General features: G+C 68.3%; 12 protein-coding genes. 7 read left to right on the top strand and 5 right to left on the bottom strand.

What is annotated here, in order from left to right; all coding sequences use genetic code 11:
* From QZM35_RS22505 to QZM35_RS22475, 7 genes are all read left to right on the top strand, one after another.
* Positions 1-336, top strand: a complete 336-nt coding sequence (locus QZM35_RS22505; protein ID WP_301776782.1) for a hypothetical protein — start codon at positions 1-3, stop codon at positions 334-336.
* Positions 337-600: 264 nt separating this feature from the next.
* Positions 601-1794 (top strand): ammonium transporter, encoded by a 1194-nt coding sequence (locus QZM35_RS22500; RefSeq protein ID WP_089430812.1) that lies wholly within the window; start codon positions 601-603, stop codon positions 1792-1794.
* Positions 1795-1984: 190 nt separating this feature from the next.
* Complete coding sequence (locus QZM35_RS22495) at positions 1985-3949, top strand: PhoX family phosphatase (RefSeq protein WP_301776781.1); 1965 nt, start codon at positions 1985-1987, stop codon at positions 3947-3949.
* A gap of 586 nt (positions 3950-4535) precedes the next feature.
* Positions 4536-5360, top strand: coding sequence for an IclR family transcriptional regulator (locus tag QZM35_RS22490; RefSeq protein ID WP_089424904.1), 825 nt, complete (start codon positions 4536-4538; stop codon positions 5358-5360).
* A 252-nt stretch (positions 5361-5612) separates the two neighbouring features.
* Positions 5613-6983 (top strand): MdtA/MuxA family multidrug efflux RND transporter periplasmic adaptor subunit, encoded by a 1371-nt coding sequence (locus tag QZM35_RS22485; protein WP_089430811.1) that lies wholly within the window; start codon positions 5613-5615, stop codon positions 6981-6983.
* Positions 6984-6998: 15 nt separating this feature from the next.
* Complete coding sequence (locus QZM35_RS22480; RefSeq protein WP_089424902.1) at positions 6999-10112, top strand: MdtB/MuxB family multidrug efflux RND transporter permease subunit; 3114 nt, start codon at positions 6999-7001, stop codon at positions 10110-10112.
* 6 nt (positions 10113-10118) lie between these two features.
* Complete coding sequence (locus QZM35_RS22475) at positions 10119-13427, top strand: efflux RND transporter permease subunit (RefSeq protein ID WP_089424901.1); 3309 nt, start codon at positions 10119-10121, stop codon at positions 13425-13427.
* Between the two features lie 120 nt (positions 13428-13547).
* Here QZM35_RS22475 and QZM35_RS22470 read toward each other — a convergent pair whose 3' ends face one another.
* From QZM35_RS22470 to QZM35_RS22450, 5 genes are all read right to left on the bottom strand, one after another.
* The gene (locus QZM35_RS22470) at positions 13548-14240 is read right to left on the bottom strand and encodes a helix-turn-helix domain-containing protein (protein WP_301776780.1); all 693 of its coding nucleotides are present in this window, start codon (positions 14238-14240) and stop codon (positions 13548-13550) included.
* Positions 14233-15195: an AraC family transcriptional regulator gene (locus QZM35_RS22465; protein WP_089424899.1), complete on the bottom strand. Its 963-nt coding sequence runs from the start codon at positions 15193-15195 to the stop codon at positions 14233-14235. The genes QZM35_RS22470 and QZM35_RS22465 overlap by 8 nt, the downstream gene beginning before the upstream one ends.
* A 31-nt stretch (positions 15196-15226) precedes the next feature.
* The gene (locus QZM35_RS22460) at positions 15227-16318 is read right to left on the bottom strand and encodes a porin (protein WP_301776779.1); all 1092 of its coding nucleotides are present in this window, start codon (positions 16316-16318) and stop codon (positions 15227-15229) included.
* An 88-nt stretch (positions 16319-16406) separates the two neighbouring features.
* Positions 16407-18611, bottom strand: a complete 2205-nt coding sequence (locus tag QZM35_RS22455; RefSeq protein WP_174974950.1) for a xanthine dehydrogenase family protein molybdopterin-binding subunit — start codon at positions 18609-18611, stop codon at positions 16407-16409.
* Positions 18595-19035, bottom strand: coding sequence for a (2Fe-2S)-binding protein (locus tag QZM35_RS22450; protein WP_089424896.1), 441 nt, complete (start codon positions 19033-19035; stop codon positions 18595-18597). Before QZM35_RS22450 ends, QZM35_RS22455 begins: the two co-directional genes overlap by 17 nt.
* Positions 19036-19090: the final 55 nt, after the last annotated feature.

Raw genomic sequence — 19090 nt, 5'->3', positions numbered from 1 at the left:
ATGGATTTCCTCGTCGACTGGTTCATCGCCCTGGCCGCCGTACTCGCCGCCACCCTTTTCCTGTGCCTGCGCCCGCCGTCGGCGCGCCGCCTGGCCGAATCCGGGCGCCCGCGCCGCGTCGCGTCCGCGCGCCTGCTCACACAGGCCGTGATCGGCTTCTGGACGGCCGCGCTGATCGTCGCGGAAGGCATCCTCGGCCCCACCGCCGGCGGCCAGTCGCTGGCGGGCTTCGCGGCACTCGCGTTTGCCGCCCTCGGGCTGGCGACCGTCGCCGCCTACTGGTCGGCGTGCGCACTGCGGCTGCGCCGGCCGCCGCTGCTGTTCCCGCGCCACTGACGCGCCGAAACGGTGCGCGGCACCGCACCACCACGCACCACGTCGCGCCAATCGGCCCATCACGCGCACCAGTTCCGCACACGTCGCACCACACGCGTGCAATCGGCATCCCGTCGCACCCGCAAGGGCCACGCCCCCTTCCCGTGCACGATTCACCGGATTGCCGCACCACACGGTGTTGAAGCACCAACTCCACGCAGCCGTTCACCAAGTTGGCTCGATACTTGCATTCCTCGCCCGTTTTTTGCGCAAGGAAGCCACGGCATGGATGGTCTGAAATCCGGCGTCGACACACTGTTCCTGTTGATCGGCGCCGTCATGGTGCTCGCGATGCACGCGGGCTTCGCATTTCTCGAACTCGGCACGGTCCGCAAGAAGAACCAGGTCAACGCGCTCGTGAAGATCCTGGTCGACTTCTCGGTGTCGACGCTCGCGTATTTCTTCATCGGCTACACGATCGCGTACGGCGTCGAGTTCTTCGACGACATCGGCACGCTGTCGCAGCACAGCGGCTATGCGCTCGTGCGCTTCTTCTTCCTGCTGACCTTCGCGGCGGCGATCCCGGCGATCGTGTCCGGCGGCATCGCCGAACGCGCGAAGTTCAATCCGCAGCTCGTGGCGACGCTGATCATCGTCGGCTTCATCTATCCGTTCTTCGAAGGGATCGCCTGGAACAACCGCTTCGGCGTGCAGGCCTGGCTCACGCACGCGTTCGGTGCGCCGTTCCATGATTTCGCGGGCTCCGTCGTCGTGCACGCGTTCGGCGGCTGGGTCGCGCTGCCCGCCGTGCTGCTGCTCGGCGCGCGCCACGGCCGCTATGCGAAGGACGGCCGGATCGCCGCGCACCCGCCGTCGAACATCCCGTTCCTCGCGCTCGGCGCGTGGGTACTCGCGGTCGGCTGGTTCGGCTTCAACGTGATGAGCGCGCAGACGCTCGACAAGGTCAGCGGCCTCGTCGCCGTGAACTCGCTGATGGCGATGGTCGGCGGCACGCTCGCCGCGTGGATGGCCGGCCGCAACGACCCGGGCTTCACGTACAACGGGCCGCTCGCGGGCCTCGTCGCGGTGTGCGCGGGCTCCGACGTGATGCACCCGATCGGCGCGCTCGTCACCGGCGCCGCGGCCGGTGCGCTGTTCGTCGCGATGTTCACCTGCGTGCAGAACAAGTGGCGCATCGACGACGTGCTCGGCGTGTGGCCGCTGCACGGCATGTGCGGCGCGCTCGGCGGCCTCGCGGCCGGCGTGTTCGGCCTGCCCGCGCTCGGCGGTCTCGGCGGCGTGTCGTTCATGTCGCAGCTCGTCGGCACGCTCGGCGGCATCGCGATCGCGACCGCCGGCGGCACGCTCGTCTACGGCGCGCTGAAAGCGACCGTCGGGCTGCGCCTCGACCGCGAAGCCGAGTTCGACGGCGCGGACCTGTCGATCCACCGCATCTCGGCGACGCCCGAACGCGATTGAGCGCAAACGCTTGCGACCGGCGGCCGTCCGCTCACCTGACGGCCGCCCGACACATCATTACGTTTTCAATTCAAAAAACTTTCATCTAGCGTCCCTACACTTCCGTCCAGTTTTCAATTTGCCTTCGCCGAGCTTGCCGACCGCCTGCTTCGCAAAGGCCATTCTTCCAACAACTGAAACTGGACTCCACATGCCCGCGTTGCCCAATGCTGCCCGTCGTCAGGCCCTGAAGATCCTCGCCGGCGCGCCGATGCTTCCTCTTTCCGGCCTCGCGCTGCCGGCCCTGCTGACGGGTTGCGGCGGCGACGACAATCCCGCGTCGACGCCGGCCCCGGTCGCCGCTGCATACACGTCGGCGACGTTCTCGGCGATGGCCGCCCCGACGCTCGACAACGCGGCCGCGATGGCCACGACGACGGTCGGCTCGACGCTGTCGGTGTCGTTCTCGGACGGCTCGGCGCGCAACTTCAAGCTCGCGTACCGGCCGTTCTTCGTGACGGGCGACCTGGTGCCGGACGGCAAGGGCGGCACGACGCTCGCGGGCGGCTACTACGACATCAACAACCAGCCGATCATCGATCGCTCGGTGGCCGGCAAGGAGCGCCAGTTCTACTCCGACTGCCCGGACGGTAGCTCGCTGCTGACGCTGAAGAACGCGAACGTGCCCGGCGTGAAGGGCAACACGGTGTTCGCCGTCGTGCAGTTCGAATACACGACGCGCGACCAGGCGAGCGCGTCGCAATACGGCCAGTTGCCGTCGCCGATCGCGGTGATCACGCTCGATCAGGATCCGGCCAACGGCGCGCTGAAGGTCGTCAAGTACCACAACGTCGACACGTCGAAGGCGCACGGCCTGTGGATCACGTGCGGCGCGAGCCTGTCGCCGTGGGGCACGCACCTGTCGAGCGAGGAGTACGAGCCGGACGCGACGAAGGTCGCGACCGACGCGCAGTTCAAGGCGTTCAGCAAGAACACGTTCGGCGACGAGACGAAGGCGAACCCCTACCACTACGGCCACCTGCCCGAGATCACCGTGAATCCGGACGGCACGGGCACCGTGAAGAAGCACTACTGCCTCGGCCGCATCTCGCACGAGCTGATCCAGGTGATGCCGGACCAGCGCACCGTGATGATGGGTGACGACGCCACCAACGGCGGCCTGTTCATGTTCGTCGCCGACAAGGCGGCCGACCTGTCGGCCGGCACGCTGTACGTCGCGAAGTGGACGCAGACGTCGTCGGCCGGCGCGGGCACCGCGACGCTCACGTGGATCAAGATCGGCCACGCAACCAGCAGCGAGATCGAAGCGCTCGCGAACACGCTGAAGGCGTCGGACATCATGGACCTCGCGACCACCGACCCGAACGATGCGAGCTACACGAAGATCCACTTCGGCGGCAAGTTCAACTGGATGCGCGTGAAGCCGGGGATGGAAAAGGCGGCCGCATTCCTCGAGACCCACCGCTACGCGGCGCTGCTCGGCGGCAGCATGGGCTTCACGAAGCTCGAAGGCACGACCGTGAACGCGAAGGACAAGATCGTCTACACGGCGATGTCGCGGATCGAGACGTCGATGGTCAAGGGCAATGCGGTGTCGCGCGACGTCGCGGTCGACAAGAAGATCGCCGCGGGCGCCGTCTATGCACTGAACCTGAAGGGCAGCCAGCGCGACACGACGGGCAGCGCGATCGACAGCGAATGGGTGCCGGTCGACATGGGCGCGCCGGCCGCGCTCGTCGGCGAGGATCTCGCCGCGGCCGACGGGCTCGGCAACCTCGCGAACCCGGACAAGATCGCGAACCCGGACAACCTGAAGTTCTCCGAAAAGCTGCGCACGCTCTTCATCGGCGAAGACTCGGGCATGCACGTGAACAACTTCCTGTGGGCCTACAACGTCGACACGAAGTCGCTGGTACGCGTGCTGTCATGCCCGGCCGGCGCCGAATCGACGGGCCTGCACGCGGTCGACGAGATCAAGGGCTGGACCTACATCATGAGCAACTTCCAGCACGCGGGCGACTGGGAATCGCCGCTGCACGACAAGGTCAAGCCGACGCTCGATCCGCTCGTGCGCACGAACTTCAAGGACCGCTTCGGCGCCAGCGTCGGCTACCTGACGGCCGAGCAGACCAGCATCCAGCTCGCGAAGGCCTGACCGGGTCACGCGAGGAGGTCCGCCCCTGGCGGCCCCTTTCTTCATCACCGTTCATTCGTCGGCGCTCCACGCCGTTTGATGCGCGATGCCCAGGGCGGGCATCGCGCTTTTTTTTGCGCACGCGAATCACGCAAGGCGCGCGCGCAAACAGACGCTGCCCGCGTTCAAACGGGGGGTTGCGACGATCGGGGGATAATACGGGCCTGACGCGTCCGGGCGGACGGGCAGAAAGACAGGCAAAAAAAAGCGCCACGGAGACCGTGGCGCTAAAAAAGTTCTAGCCATTCCGAGGGCCGTGCTAGAACCTGAGAGACTGCGCGAAACATCGTTGCCGGTTAAACTCTTGAAACGATGTTTCGAAAACGTGAGACATTCTTTCCGTTTCCGCCCGACAAGTCAAGCGGTATTTGCACCGGTTCATGCACTTTCTGGCAACGCTCATTTGAGCGTTTTCCTAATAAACCAAGGGTGAACCCGTAAAATCTCATCTAATGACCGGTTCGCCCGCAGAACATGCATCCTTTGACAATAGTCCTACAATACCAACAAAATTGAAATCGAGTTTCGGAATTAGAGAGAATCCCTCGTGTCGACAACTGTAACCCCTCCCGCGTCGCGGGATCGTGAATCGTCGCCCGACGAGATCACCGCCCTTGCCCGCGGCCTCGCCGTGCTGCGCCGCATCGCGGCGGCCGACGCGCCCGTCAGCAACCGCGAACTGACCGAACTGACCGGCATCCCGAAGCCGACCGTCTCGCGCATCACCGCGACGCTCGTCAGCGCCGGCTTCCTGTTCCAGTTGCCCGACAGCGAACGCTTCGTGCTCACCGCGTCGGTGCTCGAACTGAGCCACGGCTTCCTGCGCAACTTCGACATCCGCGCGCGTTCGCGGCCGTTCATGATCGAGCTGGCCGAGCGCACGTCGCTGTCCGTGCACCTCGCGGTGCGCGACCGGCTCGACATGGTCGCGATCGACGTGATCCGTCCGCGTTCGGCCGTACTCGTCACGCGCCTCGAAATCGGCTCGCGGATGGACATCGCGCGCACCGCGGTCGGCCGCGCGTATCTCGCCGCACTCGAGGACGACGAACGCCGCCAGTTGCTCGAGTCGCTGCGCACCACGGCGGGCGACGACTGGCCGCATGTGTCGGCCCGCCTGACCCCCGCGCTGGACGACGCGATGCGCGACGGCCACGCGATCGCGATCGGCGAATGGCGCGAAGGCCTGAATGCCGTCGCGGCCGGTTTCGTCGGCCCGTCGGGCCAGCGCTATTCGGTGAATTGCGGTGGCGCGTCGCACCAGTGCCCGCCCGAGTGGCTGCACGAACACGTGGTGCCCGCGCTGCATGAATGTATCGCGAAAATCACCCGCGAGATCGGCGGCGCACCGGCCCGTCGCATCAGCGTGTAATCGTTTCGTCATCGCACTGTCGCGTTCTGTAACGACCGTAACCCGTTGAAAGATAGGCCACTGGACTGTAACGGGGACGGGACGTAGGATCATGCCCATCGTCGCGCCGCACTCGCGGTGCGCACCGCTCTTTTCCCGCGCAGACCGGCGGGGGCCCGGACCGAGCCGGGCGCCTCCCCCGGCACCGCTTGCCCACGCGCAGCCCGGCAGCCCGATTTCCGGCCCGCCGCGCCGTCTTCCTGACAGATCACGATGGATAACGAACAAAAGCCCACGCCTCCTTCGAAAGACCCCGCGTCCCCCGCCGCGCGGCGCCCGCGCCGCACGCTGATGGCCGGCGCACTCGCGGTCGTCGTCATCGGCGGCCTGCTGTGGTGGCATCCGTGGAACCGCACGCCGGCAGCCGGCAGTGGTGCGAGCGGTGCGGGCGCAAGCGCCGCCGGGGGTGCCGGCGGCCACCGCGGCCGTGGCGGCCCCGCCGCGATGGCGAACGTTCCGCAACCCGTGCAGGTCGCGACCGCGACCCAGGGCGAAATGCCGATCGTGCTGTCCGCGCTCGGCACCGTCACGCCGCTCGCGAACGTGACGGTCAAGACGCAGTTGTCCGGCTACCTGCAGTCGGTCGCGTTCCAGGAAGGCCAGATCGTCAAGAAGGGCGACCTGCTCGCGCAGATCGACCCGCGCCCGTACCAGGTCGCGCTCGAGAACGCCGAAGGCACGCATGCGCGCGACTCGGCGCTGCTCGCGACGGCCCGCCTCGACCTGAAGCGCTACCAGACGCTGCTGTCGCAGGACTCGATCGCGTCGCAGACCGTCGATACGCAGGCCTCCCTCGTCAAGCAATACGAAGGCGCGGTGAAGACCGACCAGGCCGCGATCGACTCCGCGAAGCTGAACCTCACGTATGCGCGCATCACCGCGCCGGTGTCGGGCCGCGTCGGCCTGCGCCAGGTCGACCCCGGCAACTACGTGACGCCCGGTGATACCAACGGCCTCGTCGTGATCACGCAGTTGCAGCCGATGAGCGTGATCTTCACGACGTCGGAAGACAACCTGCCGCAGATCCTCAAGCAGGTGAACGCGGGCCAGAAGCTGTCGGTCACCGCGTACAACCGCAACAACACGGTGCCGCTCGAGACGGGCTCGCTCGCGACGCTCGACAACCAGATCGACACGAGCACGGGCACGGTCAAGCTGCGCGCGAACTTCGATAACAAGGAAGGCATGCTGTTCCCGAATCAGTTCGTGAACACGCGCCTGCTGGTCGACGTGCTGCGCAACGCGACGATCGTGCCGACCTCGGCCGTGCTGACCGGCTCGATAGGCCAGTTCGTCTACGTCGTGAAGCCCGACAACACGGTGACCGTGCGCAAGGTCACGATCGGCCCGGTCGACGGCGAACGCACGAGCATCGTCAGCGGCGTGTCGCTCGGCGAGCGCGTGGTGACCGACGGCTCCGACCGCCTGCGCGAAGGCGCGAAGATCTCGATCCCGGCCGACAAGCCGAAAGGCGCGTCGGGCGCGCGCGGCGCCGGTGCGGCGTCGGGCGCATCGGGCGCCGGCGGCCATCGCGGCGAACGCAAGCACGGCGCGTCGCAGGCAGCGGCCTCCGCGGCCCAGTAACGCGCGGGCCGCTCGATGAATCCATCCCGCCTCTTCATTCTCCGGCCGGTCGGCACCGCCCTCCTGATGGCGGCGATCATGCTGGCCGGTCTCGTCGCGCTGCGCTTCCTGCCGCTCGCCGCGCTGCCGGAAGTCGACTATCCGACGATCCAGGTCCAGACCTTCTACCCGGGCGCGAGCCCGGAGGTGATGACCTCGTCGGTCACCGCGCCGCTCGAACGGCAGTTTGGGCAGATGCCGTCGCTGAACCAGATGTCGTCGCAAAGCTCGGCCGGCTCGTCCGTGATCACGCTGCAGTTCTCGCTCGACCTGCCGCTCGACATCGCCGAACAGGAAGTGCAGGCCGCGATCAACGCGGCCGGCAACCTGCTGCCGTCCGACCTCCCTGCCCCGCCGATCTACGCGAAGGTCAACCCGGCCGATGCGCCGGTGCTGACGCTCGCCGTCAAGTCGAAGACGCTGCCGCTCACGCAGGTGCAGGATCTCGCCGACACGCGCCTCGCGATGAAGATCTCGCAGGTCGCGGGCGTCGGTCTCGTCAGCCTGTCGGGCGGCAACCGCCCGGCCGTGCGGATCCAGGCGAACCCGACCGCGCTCGCGAAGTACGGGATGAACCTCGACGACCTGCGCACGACGATCTCGAACCTGAACGTGAACACGCCGAAGGGCAACTTCGACGGCCCGACGCGCGCGTACACGATCAACGCGAACGACCAGCTGACGAGCGCCGACCAGTACAACAGCGCGGTCGTCGCCTACAAGAACGGCCGCCCGGTGATGCTCACCGACGTCGCGACGGTCGTCGCCGGCTCGGAGAACACCAAGCTCGGCGCGTGGGTGAATGCCGACCCCGCGATCATCCTGAACGTGCAGCGCCAGCCGGGCGCGAACGTGATCGCGACCGTCGACGCGATCAAGGCGCAATTGCCGAAGCTGCAGGAAACGCTGCCGGCCGCGCTCGACGTGGAGATCGTCACCGACCGCACGACGATGATCCGCGCCGCCGTGCGCGACGTGCAGTTCGAACTGATGCTCGCGGTCGCGCTGGTCGTGCTCGTGATGTACCTGTTCCTCGCGAACGTCTACGCGACGATCATCCCGAGCCTGTCGGTGCCGCTGTCGCTGATCGGCACGCTCGCGGTGATGTACATGGCCGGCTTCTCGCTGAACAACCTGTCGCTGATGGCGCTCACCATCGCGACCGGCTTCGTCGTCGACGACGCGATCGTGATGATCGAGAACATCGCGCGCTACGTGGAGGAAGGCGAGACGGGGCTCGAGGCCGCGCTGAAGGGCTCGCGGCAGATCGGCTTCACGATCATCTCGCTGACGGTGTCGCTGATCGCGGTGCTGATCCCGCTGCTGTTCATGGGCGACGTGGTCGGGCGCCTGTTCCATGAATTCGCGATCACGCTCGCGGTGACGATCGTGATCTCGGCGATCGTGTCGCTCACGCTCGTGCCGATGATGTGCGCGAAGCTGCTGCGCCATTCGCCGCCGCCCGAGAGCCATCGCTTCGAGGCGCGCGTGCACCGGGCGATCGACTGGGTGATCGCGCGCTACGCGGTCGCGCTCGAATGGGTGCTGAACCGCCAGCGCTCGACGCTCGTCGTCGCGCTGCTGACGCTCGCGCTGACCGGCCTGCTGTACGTCTACGTGCCGAAGGGCTTCTTCCCCGCGCAGGATACCGGCGTGATCCAGGCGATCACGCAGGCGCCGCAGTCGATCTCGTACGGCGCGATGGCGGAGCGCCAGCAGGCGCTCGCGGCCGAGATCCTGAAGGATCCGAACGTCGAGAGCCTCACGTCGTTCATCGGCGTCGACGGCAGCAACATCACGCTGAACAGCGGCCGGATGCTGATCAACCTGAAGGCGCGCGACGAACGCGCCGAGTCGGCCGCGCAGATCATCCGCGACCTGCAGCACCGCGTCGCGAACATCACCGGCATCTCGCTGTTCATGCAGTCGGTGCAGGACCTGACGATCGACTCGACCGTCAGCCCGACGCAGTACCAGTTCATGCTGACGAGCCCGAACTCGGAAGAATTCGCGACCTGGGTGCCGAAGCTCGTGGCCCGGCTGCAGCAGGAGCCGTCGCTCGCCGACGTCGCGACCGACCTGCAAAGCAACGGCCAGTCCGTCTACATCGAGATCGACCGCCCGAGCGCCGCGCGCTTCGGCATCACGCCGGCGACCGTCGACAACGCGCTGTACGACGCGTTCGGCCAGCGCATCGTGTCGACGATCTTCACGCAGTCGAACCAGTACCGCGTGATTCTCGAGTCCGAGCCGAAGGAGCAGCACTACGCGCAATCGCTGAACGACATCTACCTGCCGTCGGCGGGCGGCGGCCAGGTGCCTCTGTCGTCGATCGCGTCGTTCCACGAGCGGCCGTCGCCGCTGCTGGTCGCGCACCTGTCGCAGTTCCCGTCGACCACCATCTCGTTCAACCTCGCGGCGGGCGCGTCGCTCGGCGAGGCGGTCAAGGCGATCGGCGCCGCCGAGAAGGACATCGGGCTGCCCGCGTCGTTCCAGACGCGCTTCCAGGGCGCGGCGCTCGCGTTCCAGGCATCGCTGTCGAACCAGCTGTTCCTGATCCTGGCCGCGGTCGTCACGATGTACATCGTGCTCGGCGTGCTGTACGAGAGCTACATCCACCCGATCACGATCCTGTCGACGCTGCCGTCGGCCGGCGTCGGCGCGCTGCTCGCGCTGATGATCACCGGGCACGACCTCGACATCATCGGGATCATCGGCATCGTGCTGCTGATCGGCATCGTGAAGAAGAACGCGATCATGATGATCGACTTCGCGCTCGAGGCCGAGCGCGTCGAAGGCAAGCCGCCGCGCGAGGCGATCTACCAGGCGTGCCTGCTGCGCTTCCGGCCGATCCTGATGACGACGCTCGCCGCGCTGCTCGGCGCGGTGCCGCTGATCGTCGGTTCCGGCGCGGGCTCCGAGCTGCGCCAGCCGCTCGGGATCGCGATCGCCGGCGGCCTGATCGTGTCGCAGGTGCTGACGCTGTTCACGACGCCCGTGATCTACCTCGGCTTCGACTCGCTCGCGCGCCGCGTGCGCGGCTGGTTCGAACGCCACGGCCCGCAAGCCGGCCCGCGCACGGATGCGTAGCAAGCAATGAACCTGTCACGCCCCTTCATCACCCGCCCCGTCGCGACGACGCTGCTCGCGATCGGCGTCGCGCTCGCGGGCCTGTTCGCGTTCGTCAAGCTGCCGGTGTCGCCGCTGCCGCAGGTCGACTTCCCGACGATCTCGGTGCAGGCGTCGCTACCCGGCGCGAGCCCGGAAACGGTCGCGACCAGCGTGACGAGCCCGCTCGAGCGGCACCTCGGCTCGATCGCCGACGTGTCCGAAATGACGTCGACGAGCACGGTCGGCAACGCGCGGATCATCCTGCAGTTCGGGCTGAACCGCGACATCGACGGCGCCGCGCGCGACGTGCAGGCCGCGATCAACGCGGCGCGCGCCGACCTGCCCGCCGCGCTGAAGAGCAACCCGACCTACCGCAAGGTCAACCCGGCCGATTCGCCGATCATGATCGTGTCGCTGACGTCGGAGACCTCGTCGCCCGCGAAGCTGTACGACTCCGCGTCGACGGTGCTGCAGCAGTCGCTGTCGCAGATCGACGGGATCGGCCAGGTGACGGTGAGCGGCTCCGCGAACCCGGCCGTGCGCGTCGAGCTCGAACCGCAGGCGCTGTTCCACTACGGGATCGGCCTCGAGGACGTGCGCGCGGCGCTGGCCTCCGCGAACGCCAACGCGCCGAAGGGCGCGATCGAGTTCGGCCCGCGGCACTACCAGCTCTATACGAACGACCAGGCATCCCAGGCGTCGCAATACCGCGACCTCGTCGTGGCCTACCGCAACGGCTCGGCCGTGCGGCTGTCCGACCTGTCGGACGTCGTCGATTCGGTCGAGGATCTCCGCAACCTCGGCCTGTCGAACGGCAAGCGCGCGGTGCTCGTGATCCTCTACCGCTCGCCCGGCGCGAACATCATCGACACGATCGACCGCGTGCGCGCGGCGCTGCCGCAGCTCACCGCGTCGCTGCCGGCCGACATCACCGTCACGCCCGTGCTCGACCGCTCGACCACGATTCGCGCGTCGCTGAAGGACACCGAGCACACGCTGCTGATCGCGGTCAGCCTCGTCGTGATGGTCGTGTTCCTGTTCCTGCGCAACTGGCGCGCCACGCTGATCCCGAGCGTCGCGGTGCCGATCTCGATCATCGGCACGTTCGGCGCGATGTACCTGCTCGGCTTCTCGATCGACAACCTGTCGCTGATGGCGCTGATCGTCGCGACCGGCTTCGTCGTCGACGATGCGATCGTCGTGCTCGAGAACATCTCGCGGCATATCGAGAACGGCAAGTCGCGCATGCAGGCCGCGTTCGACGGCGCGCGCGAGGTCGGCTTCACGGTGTTGTCGATGAGCATTTCGCTCGTCGCGGTGTTCCTGCCGATCCTGCTGATGGGCGGCATCGTCGGGCGACTGTTCCGCGAGTTCGCACTGACGCTGTCGCTCGCGATCGCCGTCTCGCTCGCGGTGTCGCTCACGGTCACGCCGATGATGTGCGCGCGCCTGCTGCCCGAGTCGCACGACCCGCAAAACGAAGGCCGCTTCGGGCGTTTCCTGGAACGTTGTTTCAGCCGCATGCAGCGCGGCTACGAGCGCTCGCTGTCGTGGGCGCTGCGCCGGCCGCTCCTGATCCTGCTGACCCTGTTCGCGACGATCGGGCTGAACGTCTACCTGTACATCGTCGTGCCGAAGGGTTTCTTCCCGCAGCAGGACACCGGGCTGATGATCGGCGGCATCCGGGCCGACCAGTCGACGTCGTTCCAGGCGATGAAGCTGAAATTCTCCGAGATGATGCGCATCGTGCAGAGCAACCCGAACGTGAAGAGCGTCGCGGGCTTCACCGGCGGCACGCAGACCAACTCGGGCTTCATGTTCGTCACGCTGAAGGATCGCACCGAGCGCAAGCTGTCCGCCGACCAGGTGATCCAGCAACTGCGCGTCCCGCTGTCGGATGTCGCCGGCGCAAGCACGTTCCTGCAGGCCGCGCAGGACATTCGCGTCGGGGGCCGGCAGAGCAACGCGCAGTACCAGTTCACGCTGCTCGGCGATTCGAGCGCCGACCTGTACAAGTGGGGGCCGATCCTGACCGAGGCGCTGCAGAAGCGCCCCGAGCTGACCGACGTGAACTCCGACCAGCAGCAAGGCGGCATGGAAGCGATGGTGACGATCGACCGGGCGACGGCCGCGCGGTTCGGCATCAAGCCCGCGCAGATCGACAATACGCTGTACGACGCATTCGGCCAGCGCCAGGTCTCGACGATCTACAACCCGCTGAACCAGTACCACGTGGTGATGGAAGTCGCGCCGAAGTACTGGCAGAGCCCCGAGATGCTGAACCAGGTGTGGATCAGCACGTCGGGCGGCAGCGCGAACGGCTCGCAGACCACCAACGCGGCGGCCGGCACCTACGTCGCGACCTCCGCCGGCACGTCGAGCGCCGGCACGGCCACGCAGAGCGCCGCGGCGATCGCGTCCGACTCCGCGCGCAACCAGGCGCTCAACTCGATCGCGGCGAGCGGCAAGTCGAGCGCGTCGTCGGGTGCGTCGGTATCGACGTCGAAGTCGACGATGATCCCGCTGTCGGCGATCGCGACGTTCGGGCCGAGCACGACGCCGCTGTCGGTCAACCACCAGGGGCTGTTCGTCGCGACGACGATCTCGTTCAACCTGCCGCCCGGCGTGTCGCTGTCGCAGGCGACGCAGGTGATCTACCAGACGATGGCGCAGGTCGGCGTCCCGCCGACCATCGTCGGCAGCTTCCAGGGCACCGCGCAGGCGTTCCAGCAGTCGATGAACGACCAGCCGATCCTGATCCTCGCGGCGCTGCTGGCCGTCTATATCGTGCTCGGGATCCTGTACGAGAGCTACATCCACCCGATCACGATCCTGTCGACGCTGCCGTCGGCCGGCGTCGGCGCGCTGCTCGCGCTGCTGCTGTTCAAGACCGAGTTCAGCATCATCGCGCTGATCGGCGTGATCCTGTTGATCGGGATCGTGAAGAAGAACGCGATCATGATGGTCGACTTCGCGATCGACCAGACGCGCAACAACCAGAAGTCGTCGTTCGACGCGATCCACGAGGCGTGCCTGCTGCGCTTCCGCCCGATCATGATGACGACGATGGCCGCGCTGCTCGGCGCGCTGCCGCTCGCGTTCGGCCACGGCGACGGCGCCGAGCTGCGCGCGCCGCTCGGGATCGCGATCGCCGGCGGGCTGATCGTGTCGCAGGTGCTGACGCTCTATACGACGCCGGTCGTCTACCTGTACATGGACCGCTTCCGCGTGTGGGCCGAGAAACGGCGCAACCGCCGCGGGAACAACGGCGGGCCGGCCGTCGCCGGGGAGTGATGAAGCGGCCCGCGGGCGGGACATGTCGTACCGCCCGCTCCGTTCGTCGGCCCGCGTCGCCGCGAACGTGGCGCGCGGCCGGCGCCCGCGCCGGTGGACCGCGACGACGGCCGATGGCGCTCAGCGGTGGGCGGCCTCGGCCGGATCGGCCAGCGCGTCCGACAGGCGCCGCGCCGCGTCGCCGATCATTTCCGGTATCTGCCGCCATCGCGCGTCGTCCGGCACATCGAGCGCGACGCCGATCGCGAGCGCACCGCCCGCAACCACCGGCGTCGCGACGATGCCGGCCGCCTGCCGGGACGCGCCCTGCCGGCCCAACCGCCGGATGGGCTGGCCGTCGGGCACGGCCGCATCGTTTTCGCCATCCACATCCACATTCACATCCGCCACCGCCCGCCCCGCGAACCGCGCGCCGACGCGCGTGATGAGGCAGGCGGCCCCGTCGGGCGCCGCCTGCGCGAGCACGACGACTTCCGCGCCATCCCGTCCGAGCAACTGCGCGGCGAGCCCGCTGCGCGCGCACAACGCGTCCAGCACCGGCTGCGCATGCGCGACTTCAGGCCGCGCGCCGAGATACGCGGCCGCGACCCGCGCGGCAGCCGGCCCGGGTCGATAGCGGCCGTGCGGATCGACGACGAGAAACGCGTACCGAACCAGCGTTCTCAGCAGCCGGGCGATCGAGTTGCGCGGCACGCCGAGCCGCGACGCGAGGTCCGCGGCGGTCGCGGACGACGACCCGGCCGCAACCGCTTCGAGAATCGCGAGCCCGCGCGCGAGCGCCGGCACCCGATGGCGCGCTGCGCGGTCATCCATGTCGTGCAAGGTCATACAGGTCCCGTGCGTTGCGCGCATAGCGGCGCGGCGCCATCCCCGACCAGCGATGGAACGCGCGCGCGAACGCCTTCTCCGACGTGTAGCCGACCCGCTCGGCGATCTCGATCAGCCGCAGCTTGCCGTTCGCGAGCTCGCCGCTCGCCAGATACATCCGGTAGGCGGTCAGATGACCGATCGGTGTCTCGCCGACGAGTTCGGCGAAATGCGTGCAAAAGCGCGACCGCGACATGCCGGCCTCGGCCGCGAGGCTCGCGAGCTGCCAGTTGCGCCGCGGATCGCGATGCATCAGCGCCATCGCGCGGCCGATCTGCGGATCGGTGAGGCCACGCAGCCAGCCCGTGTGATTCGCCGACGATTGCAGATGCGCGCGCAGCAACTGCACGAACAGCACGTCGGCCAGGCGCGTCGCGGCGATCGCCCAGCCCGGCTGGCACGCCATCGATTCCTGGATGAAGCTCTGCAGCGTGCTCGCGAGCCACGGCGCGACGGCCGCATCGTTGGCGCGCACGTGGATCAGCGTCGGCAACACCGAGAACAGCGGACTGCGCACGATGTCGCGATACACGACGATCCCCGTATAGAGTTCGCTGGTCGCGCCACCGCCGCCCGCGGCAAACGCGAGCGGCGTGTCGAAGCGCGGCCGGATGCCCTTGTCGGCCATCAGCGTATCGAACGGCACGGGCGGCACGTCGAGCGACGACGCCATCACGTGCTCGTCGCCGTGCGGCAGCAGCACGAAGTCGCCCGGCTCGACGTGCACGGGCGCGGCGCCGGCGACCGACAGGAAGAACGGGCTGCCCGCGCAGGTGCGAAATGGCGCGCCCGCGACGGCCGGCTTGCGGATCGCCCACGGTGCGCTCAGTGTGAAGCGTCCCGTGACCACTGCACCGGCCCGCAGGTCGGTCAGCACGTCGCTGAGAAGATCGGTCGTCATCGTCGAAATCTCCGTGGAGCGCGCCGCCGCGTCAGAAGCGCTGCTGGATGCCCGCCATCGCACCGACCTGGTCGCGGCCGGTGCGGACCGTGCCGCCTGCCGCCACCGCCGACGTGCCGAGCGCGCTGTTCATCATGTAACCGACGGACGTATAGACCAGCGTGCGCTTCGACAGGCTGTAGTTGGCCCGCCCGACGAACAGGTTCGAGTCGTAGCGGCCACGCAGCAGATAGCGCACGGCCTGTGCGTCGAATGATAGCGCCGGCGTCGCGTTGACCGTGCCGCCCGCGAAAAACAGGTCCGACTGGCCGTGGGCCGCGGCCGCCGTGTTGCGGCGGATCCAGCCCGCGCCGAGTTTCGCGACGCCGAACTTGACGTACGCATCGACGATCGTGCGCGTGTCGGTATAGCCGGGGTTCGACAGCGGCGCCGACGCGCCCGTGCCGCCGTGCATTACGTCGTACGAAGCGGCCACGCCGAACTGCGGCGCGTCGTACGCGACCATCATCGTGTATTGCCGGCAGGCGACAGGGTCGCCCGGCACGTTGCCCGCGCAGTTCGTGGCCGACGGGCCGGCCGGGCCCGCCGCATCGCGCCCGGTGCTGTACGTGCCGCCGAGCGTCACGCCGCCGAAGTGACCGAGATAGCCGATCGCGCTGTCGCTGCGCGCGTTCGGCAGATAGCTGTCGAAGCTCGCCATCGAATGAATCGACGGGCCGATCACGTCGGCGTTGAGCAGCACGAGCATCGACATGTTCATCTGCCGCCCGAGCGTGAGCGTGCCATACGGCGAATCGACGCCGACGTTCGCCTGTCGGCCGAACAGGCGGCCGCCGTAGTTCAGCGCGCCCGAGTTCAGCGCGAAGCCGTTTTCGAGCACGAAGAACGTGCGGAAGCCGCCGCCGAGATCCTCGACGCCGCGCAACCCGAAGCGCGACGGCACTTCGCCGGTCAGCGACGGCATGCCGGCGACCGCGCCACCGCCGGCTGCATGGTTGTAGTACTGCACGCCGGTGTCGACGATGCCGTACAGCGTCACGCTGCCCTGCGCCTGCGCGTCCGGCGATGCGGCGGCGGCGGCCGCGAACGAGATGGCCGTCGCGGCCGTGCGAAAGGTTTTCATCGAAGTCTCCAGACCAATCGTGTAGTTATGCTTTCTATCGACCGGCGACGCACTCGGCGCCGCCGGCCGGTGGGGGATATCGGGTCGTTCAGGTCGCGAGCGGCGTATCGAACGGCATCGCGCGCGGCCGCTCGCCGGTCGCGCGCCAGATCGCATCCGCCACCGCCGGTGCGACGGGCGGCAACGCGACCTCGCCGCAGCCTTGCGGATCGCGGTCGCTGTCGACGATCACCACTTCGATCTTTGGCATCGCGGCCAGGCCGAGCAGCGGATAGTCGGCGAAATTGCGCTGCACGACCGCGCCATGCTCGAACGTGATTTCGCTCCTGAACGTGTTGGTGAGCGCAAAGCCGACGCCGCCCTCGACCATCTCGCGAATCAGCAGCGGATTGATCGCGCGGCCGCAGTCGATCCCGCACACGATCCGTTCGAGCTTCACGTTGCCGCGCGTGACGCGCACCTCGGCAATCGCCGCGACGTACGTGCTGAATGCGCCGCCGCGCCCGGTGTACAGCGAATACGCGACCCCGCGCGACAGGCCGGCCGGCGCGCGGCCGAACCAGTTCGCGCGCGCGGCCGTCGCCTCGAGCACGCGCAACGCGAGCGCATCGTGCTTCAGCAACGCGCGCCGGTATTGCACCGGGTCGGCCCGCACCGTATGCGCGAGCTCGTTCACGAAGCTTTCGAGGAAGAACACGGTCGACGTGCTGCCGACGCTGCGCATGAAGCTGACCGGGATCGGCTGCATCACCGTGACCGAATCGACCAGCAGGTTCGGCACGTCGTAGCAAAGGTCGTACAGGCCGTCGAGCATCGTCTCGTCCCAGCCGCCCGCCTTGTTGTAGCGGTCGCGCTTGATTGCCGCATACAGCGAATGACCGGCGACGCGCGCATGCAGCGCGACCGGCAGGCCGTCGCGGCCGAGCGCCGCGCGAAACCGCGCGGACGCGCACGGCCGGTAGAAACCGTGACGGATATCGTCCTCGCGCGAGCGGATCACCTTCACGGGCCGCCCGACCGCCTTCGACGCGACGGCCGCATGCACGACGAAATCCGGCACGTACTTGCGGCCGAAGCTGCCGCCGAGAAACGTCGTGTTGACGATCACGCGCTCGGCCGGCACGCCGAACAGCGCCGACAGCGTCCAGCGCACCTTGTCCTGCCCCTGGATCGGCCCCCAGACCTCGATCTCGCCGGCCCGCACGTGCACGGTCGCGTTGACGGGCTCCATCGTCGCGTGAACGATGTACGGCGTGTGGTAGTCGGCCTCGACGACGCTGCCGGACTCGGCAAGATGGCGCCCGGGCTCGCCGATCTGCGTCGCGACCACCGCGTGCTCCGCCTGCAGCGCGCCCTTGCGCTGCGCGAGGATCGTCGCACTGTCGAATGCCGGCGTCGGGCCCGCGTCCCACACGATGTCCGCCGCATCGCACGCCTTCTTCGCCTGCCAATAGGTCTGCGCGACGACGATCACCGCGTCCTTCGCGAGCACGACGTCCGTCACGCCCGCCATGGCGCGCAGCGCGTCGCGGTTCTTCACGGCGGTCGGCTTGCCGTTCAGCGTGGGCGCCATCGTCAGCGCGCCGACCAGCATGTCGGGCACCTGCACGTCGATGCCGAAGATCGCGCTGCCGTCGACCTTCGCGGGCACGTCGAGCTTGTGCAGCGGACGGCCGATCAGCGTGTACGCGGAGGCCGGTTTCAGGCGCGGCTGCAGATCGTGCGGCAGCCTGGCCGCATCGTCGACGAGCACGCCGTACGACAGCGAACGACCACTCGGCGGATGGACGACGCGGCCGTCGCGCGTCACGCACTGCGTGTCGCGCACGCCGAGCCGCGCGGCGCCGGCCCGCAGGAACGCCGAGCGCGCCTGCGCACCCGCGATCCGCAAGCGCGTGTAGAACATCGTCGCCGACATCGACGCGCCGACGAATTGCTGCGGCGCCTCGTTCGCGGCATCGATCCGGTACGCATCGCGCCCCGTGACGAACTCGACCGTCACGCTGCGCCAGTCCGCATCCATCTCGTCAGCCAGCACCTGCGGCAGCCCGGTATAGACGCCCTGCCCGACTTCCGCCTGCGACAGCCCGATGATCGTCCTGCCGTCCGTATCGACGCGCACCCAGTCGTTGATCTCGCGAAAGCGCGCACCGTCGCCGTCCGCCTGAACGACGTCGCCGAACGCCAGGGGCAGCAGCAGGCTGCCCGCCAGCGCGACGCCGCCCTTCAGGAACACGCGCCGCGCCACGTTCGGCACCGGCTGTACCCGCACCGCGTCAGCCGGCCGCGACATGGATCGCCTCGCGAATGCGTTGATAGGTCGCGCAGCGGCACAGGTTCGTGACGGCCGCGTCGATCTGCGCGTCGGTCGGCTTGCGGTGGCGCACGAGCAGCGCGGCCGTCGCCATCACCATCCCCGACTGGCAATAGCCGCATTGCGGCACGTCCTTCTCGATCCACGCGCGCTGCACCGGATGCGAGCGATCGTGCGACAGCCCCTCGATCGTCGTGACCGCGCGGCCCGCGACGCTCGCCGCCGGCAGCACGCACGCACGCGCGGCTTCGCCGTCGAGGTGCACGGTGCAGGCGCCGCACGCGCCGATGCCACAGCCGTACTTGGTGCCCGTCAGTCTGGCCGAGTCGCGAATGACCCACAGGAGCGGCGTATCGGGATCGCCGTCGAAATCGAACGGCTGGCCGTTCAGCATGAAGCGCATCGTCTGTCTCCCTGTTGCGCATCGCCCGTTCGTCATCCGGCGGATGACGGCGATG

Origin of the sequence: Burkholderia sp. AU45274 (assembly GCF_030482505.1) — a bacterium.
Taxonomy (GTDB): domain Bacteria; phylum Pseudomonadota; class Gammaproteobacteria; order Burkholderiales; family Burkholderiaceae; genus Burkholderia.
Note: the sequence above shows the minus strand (reverse complement) of the source record. Positions and strands in the feature narration are given on the sequence as shown.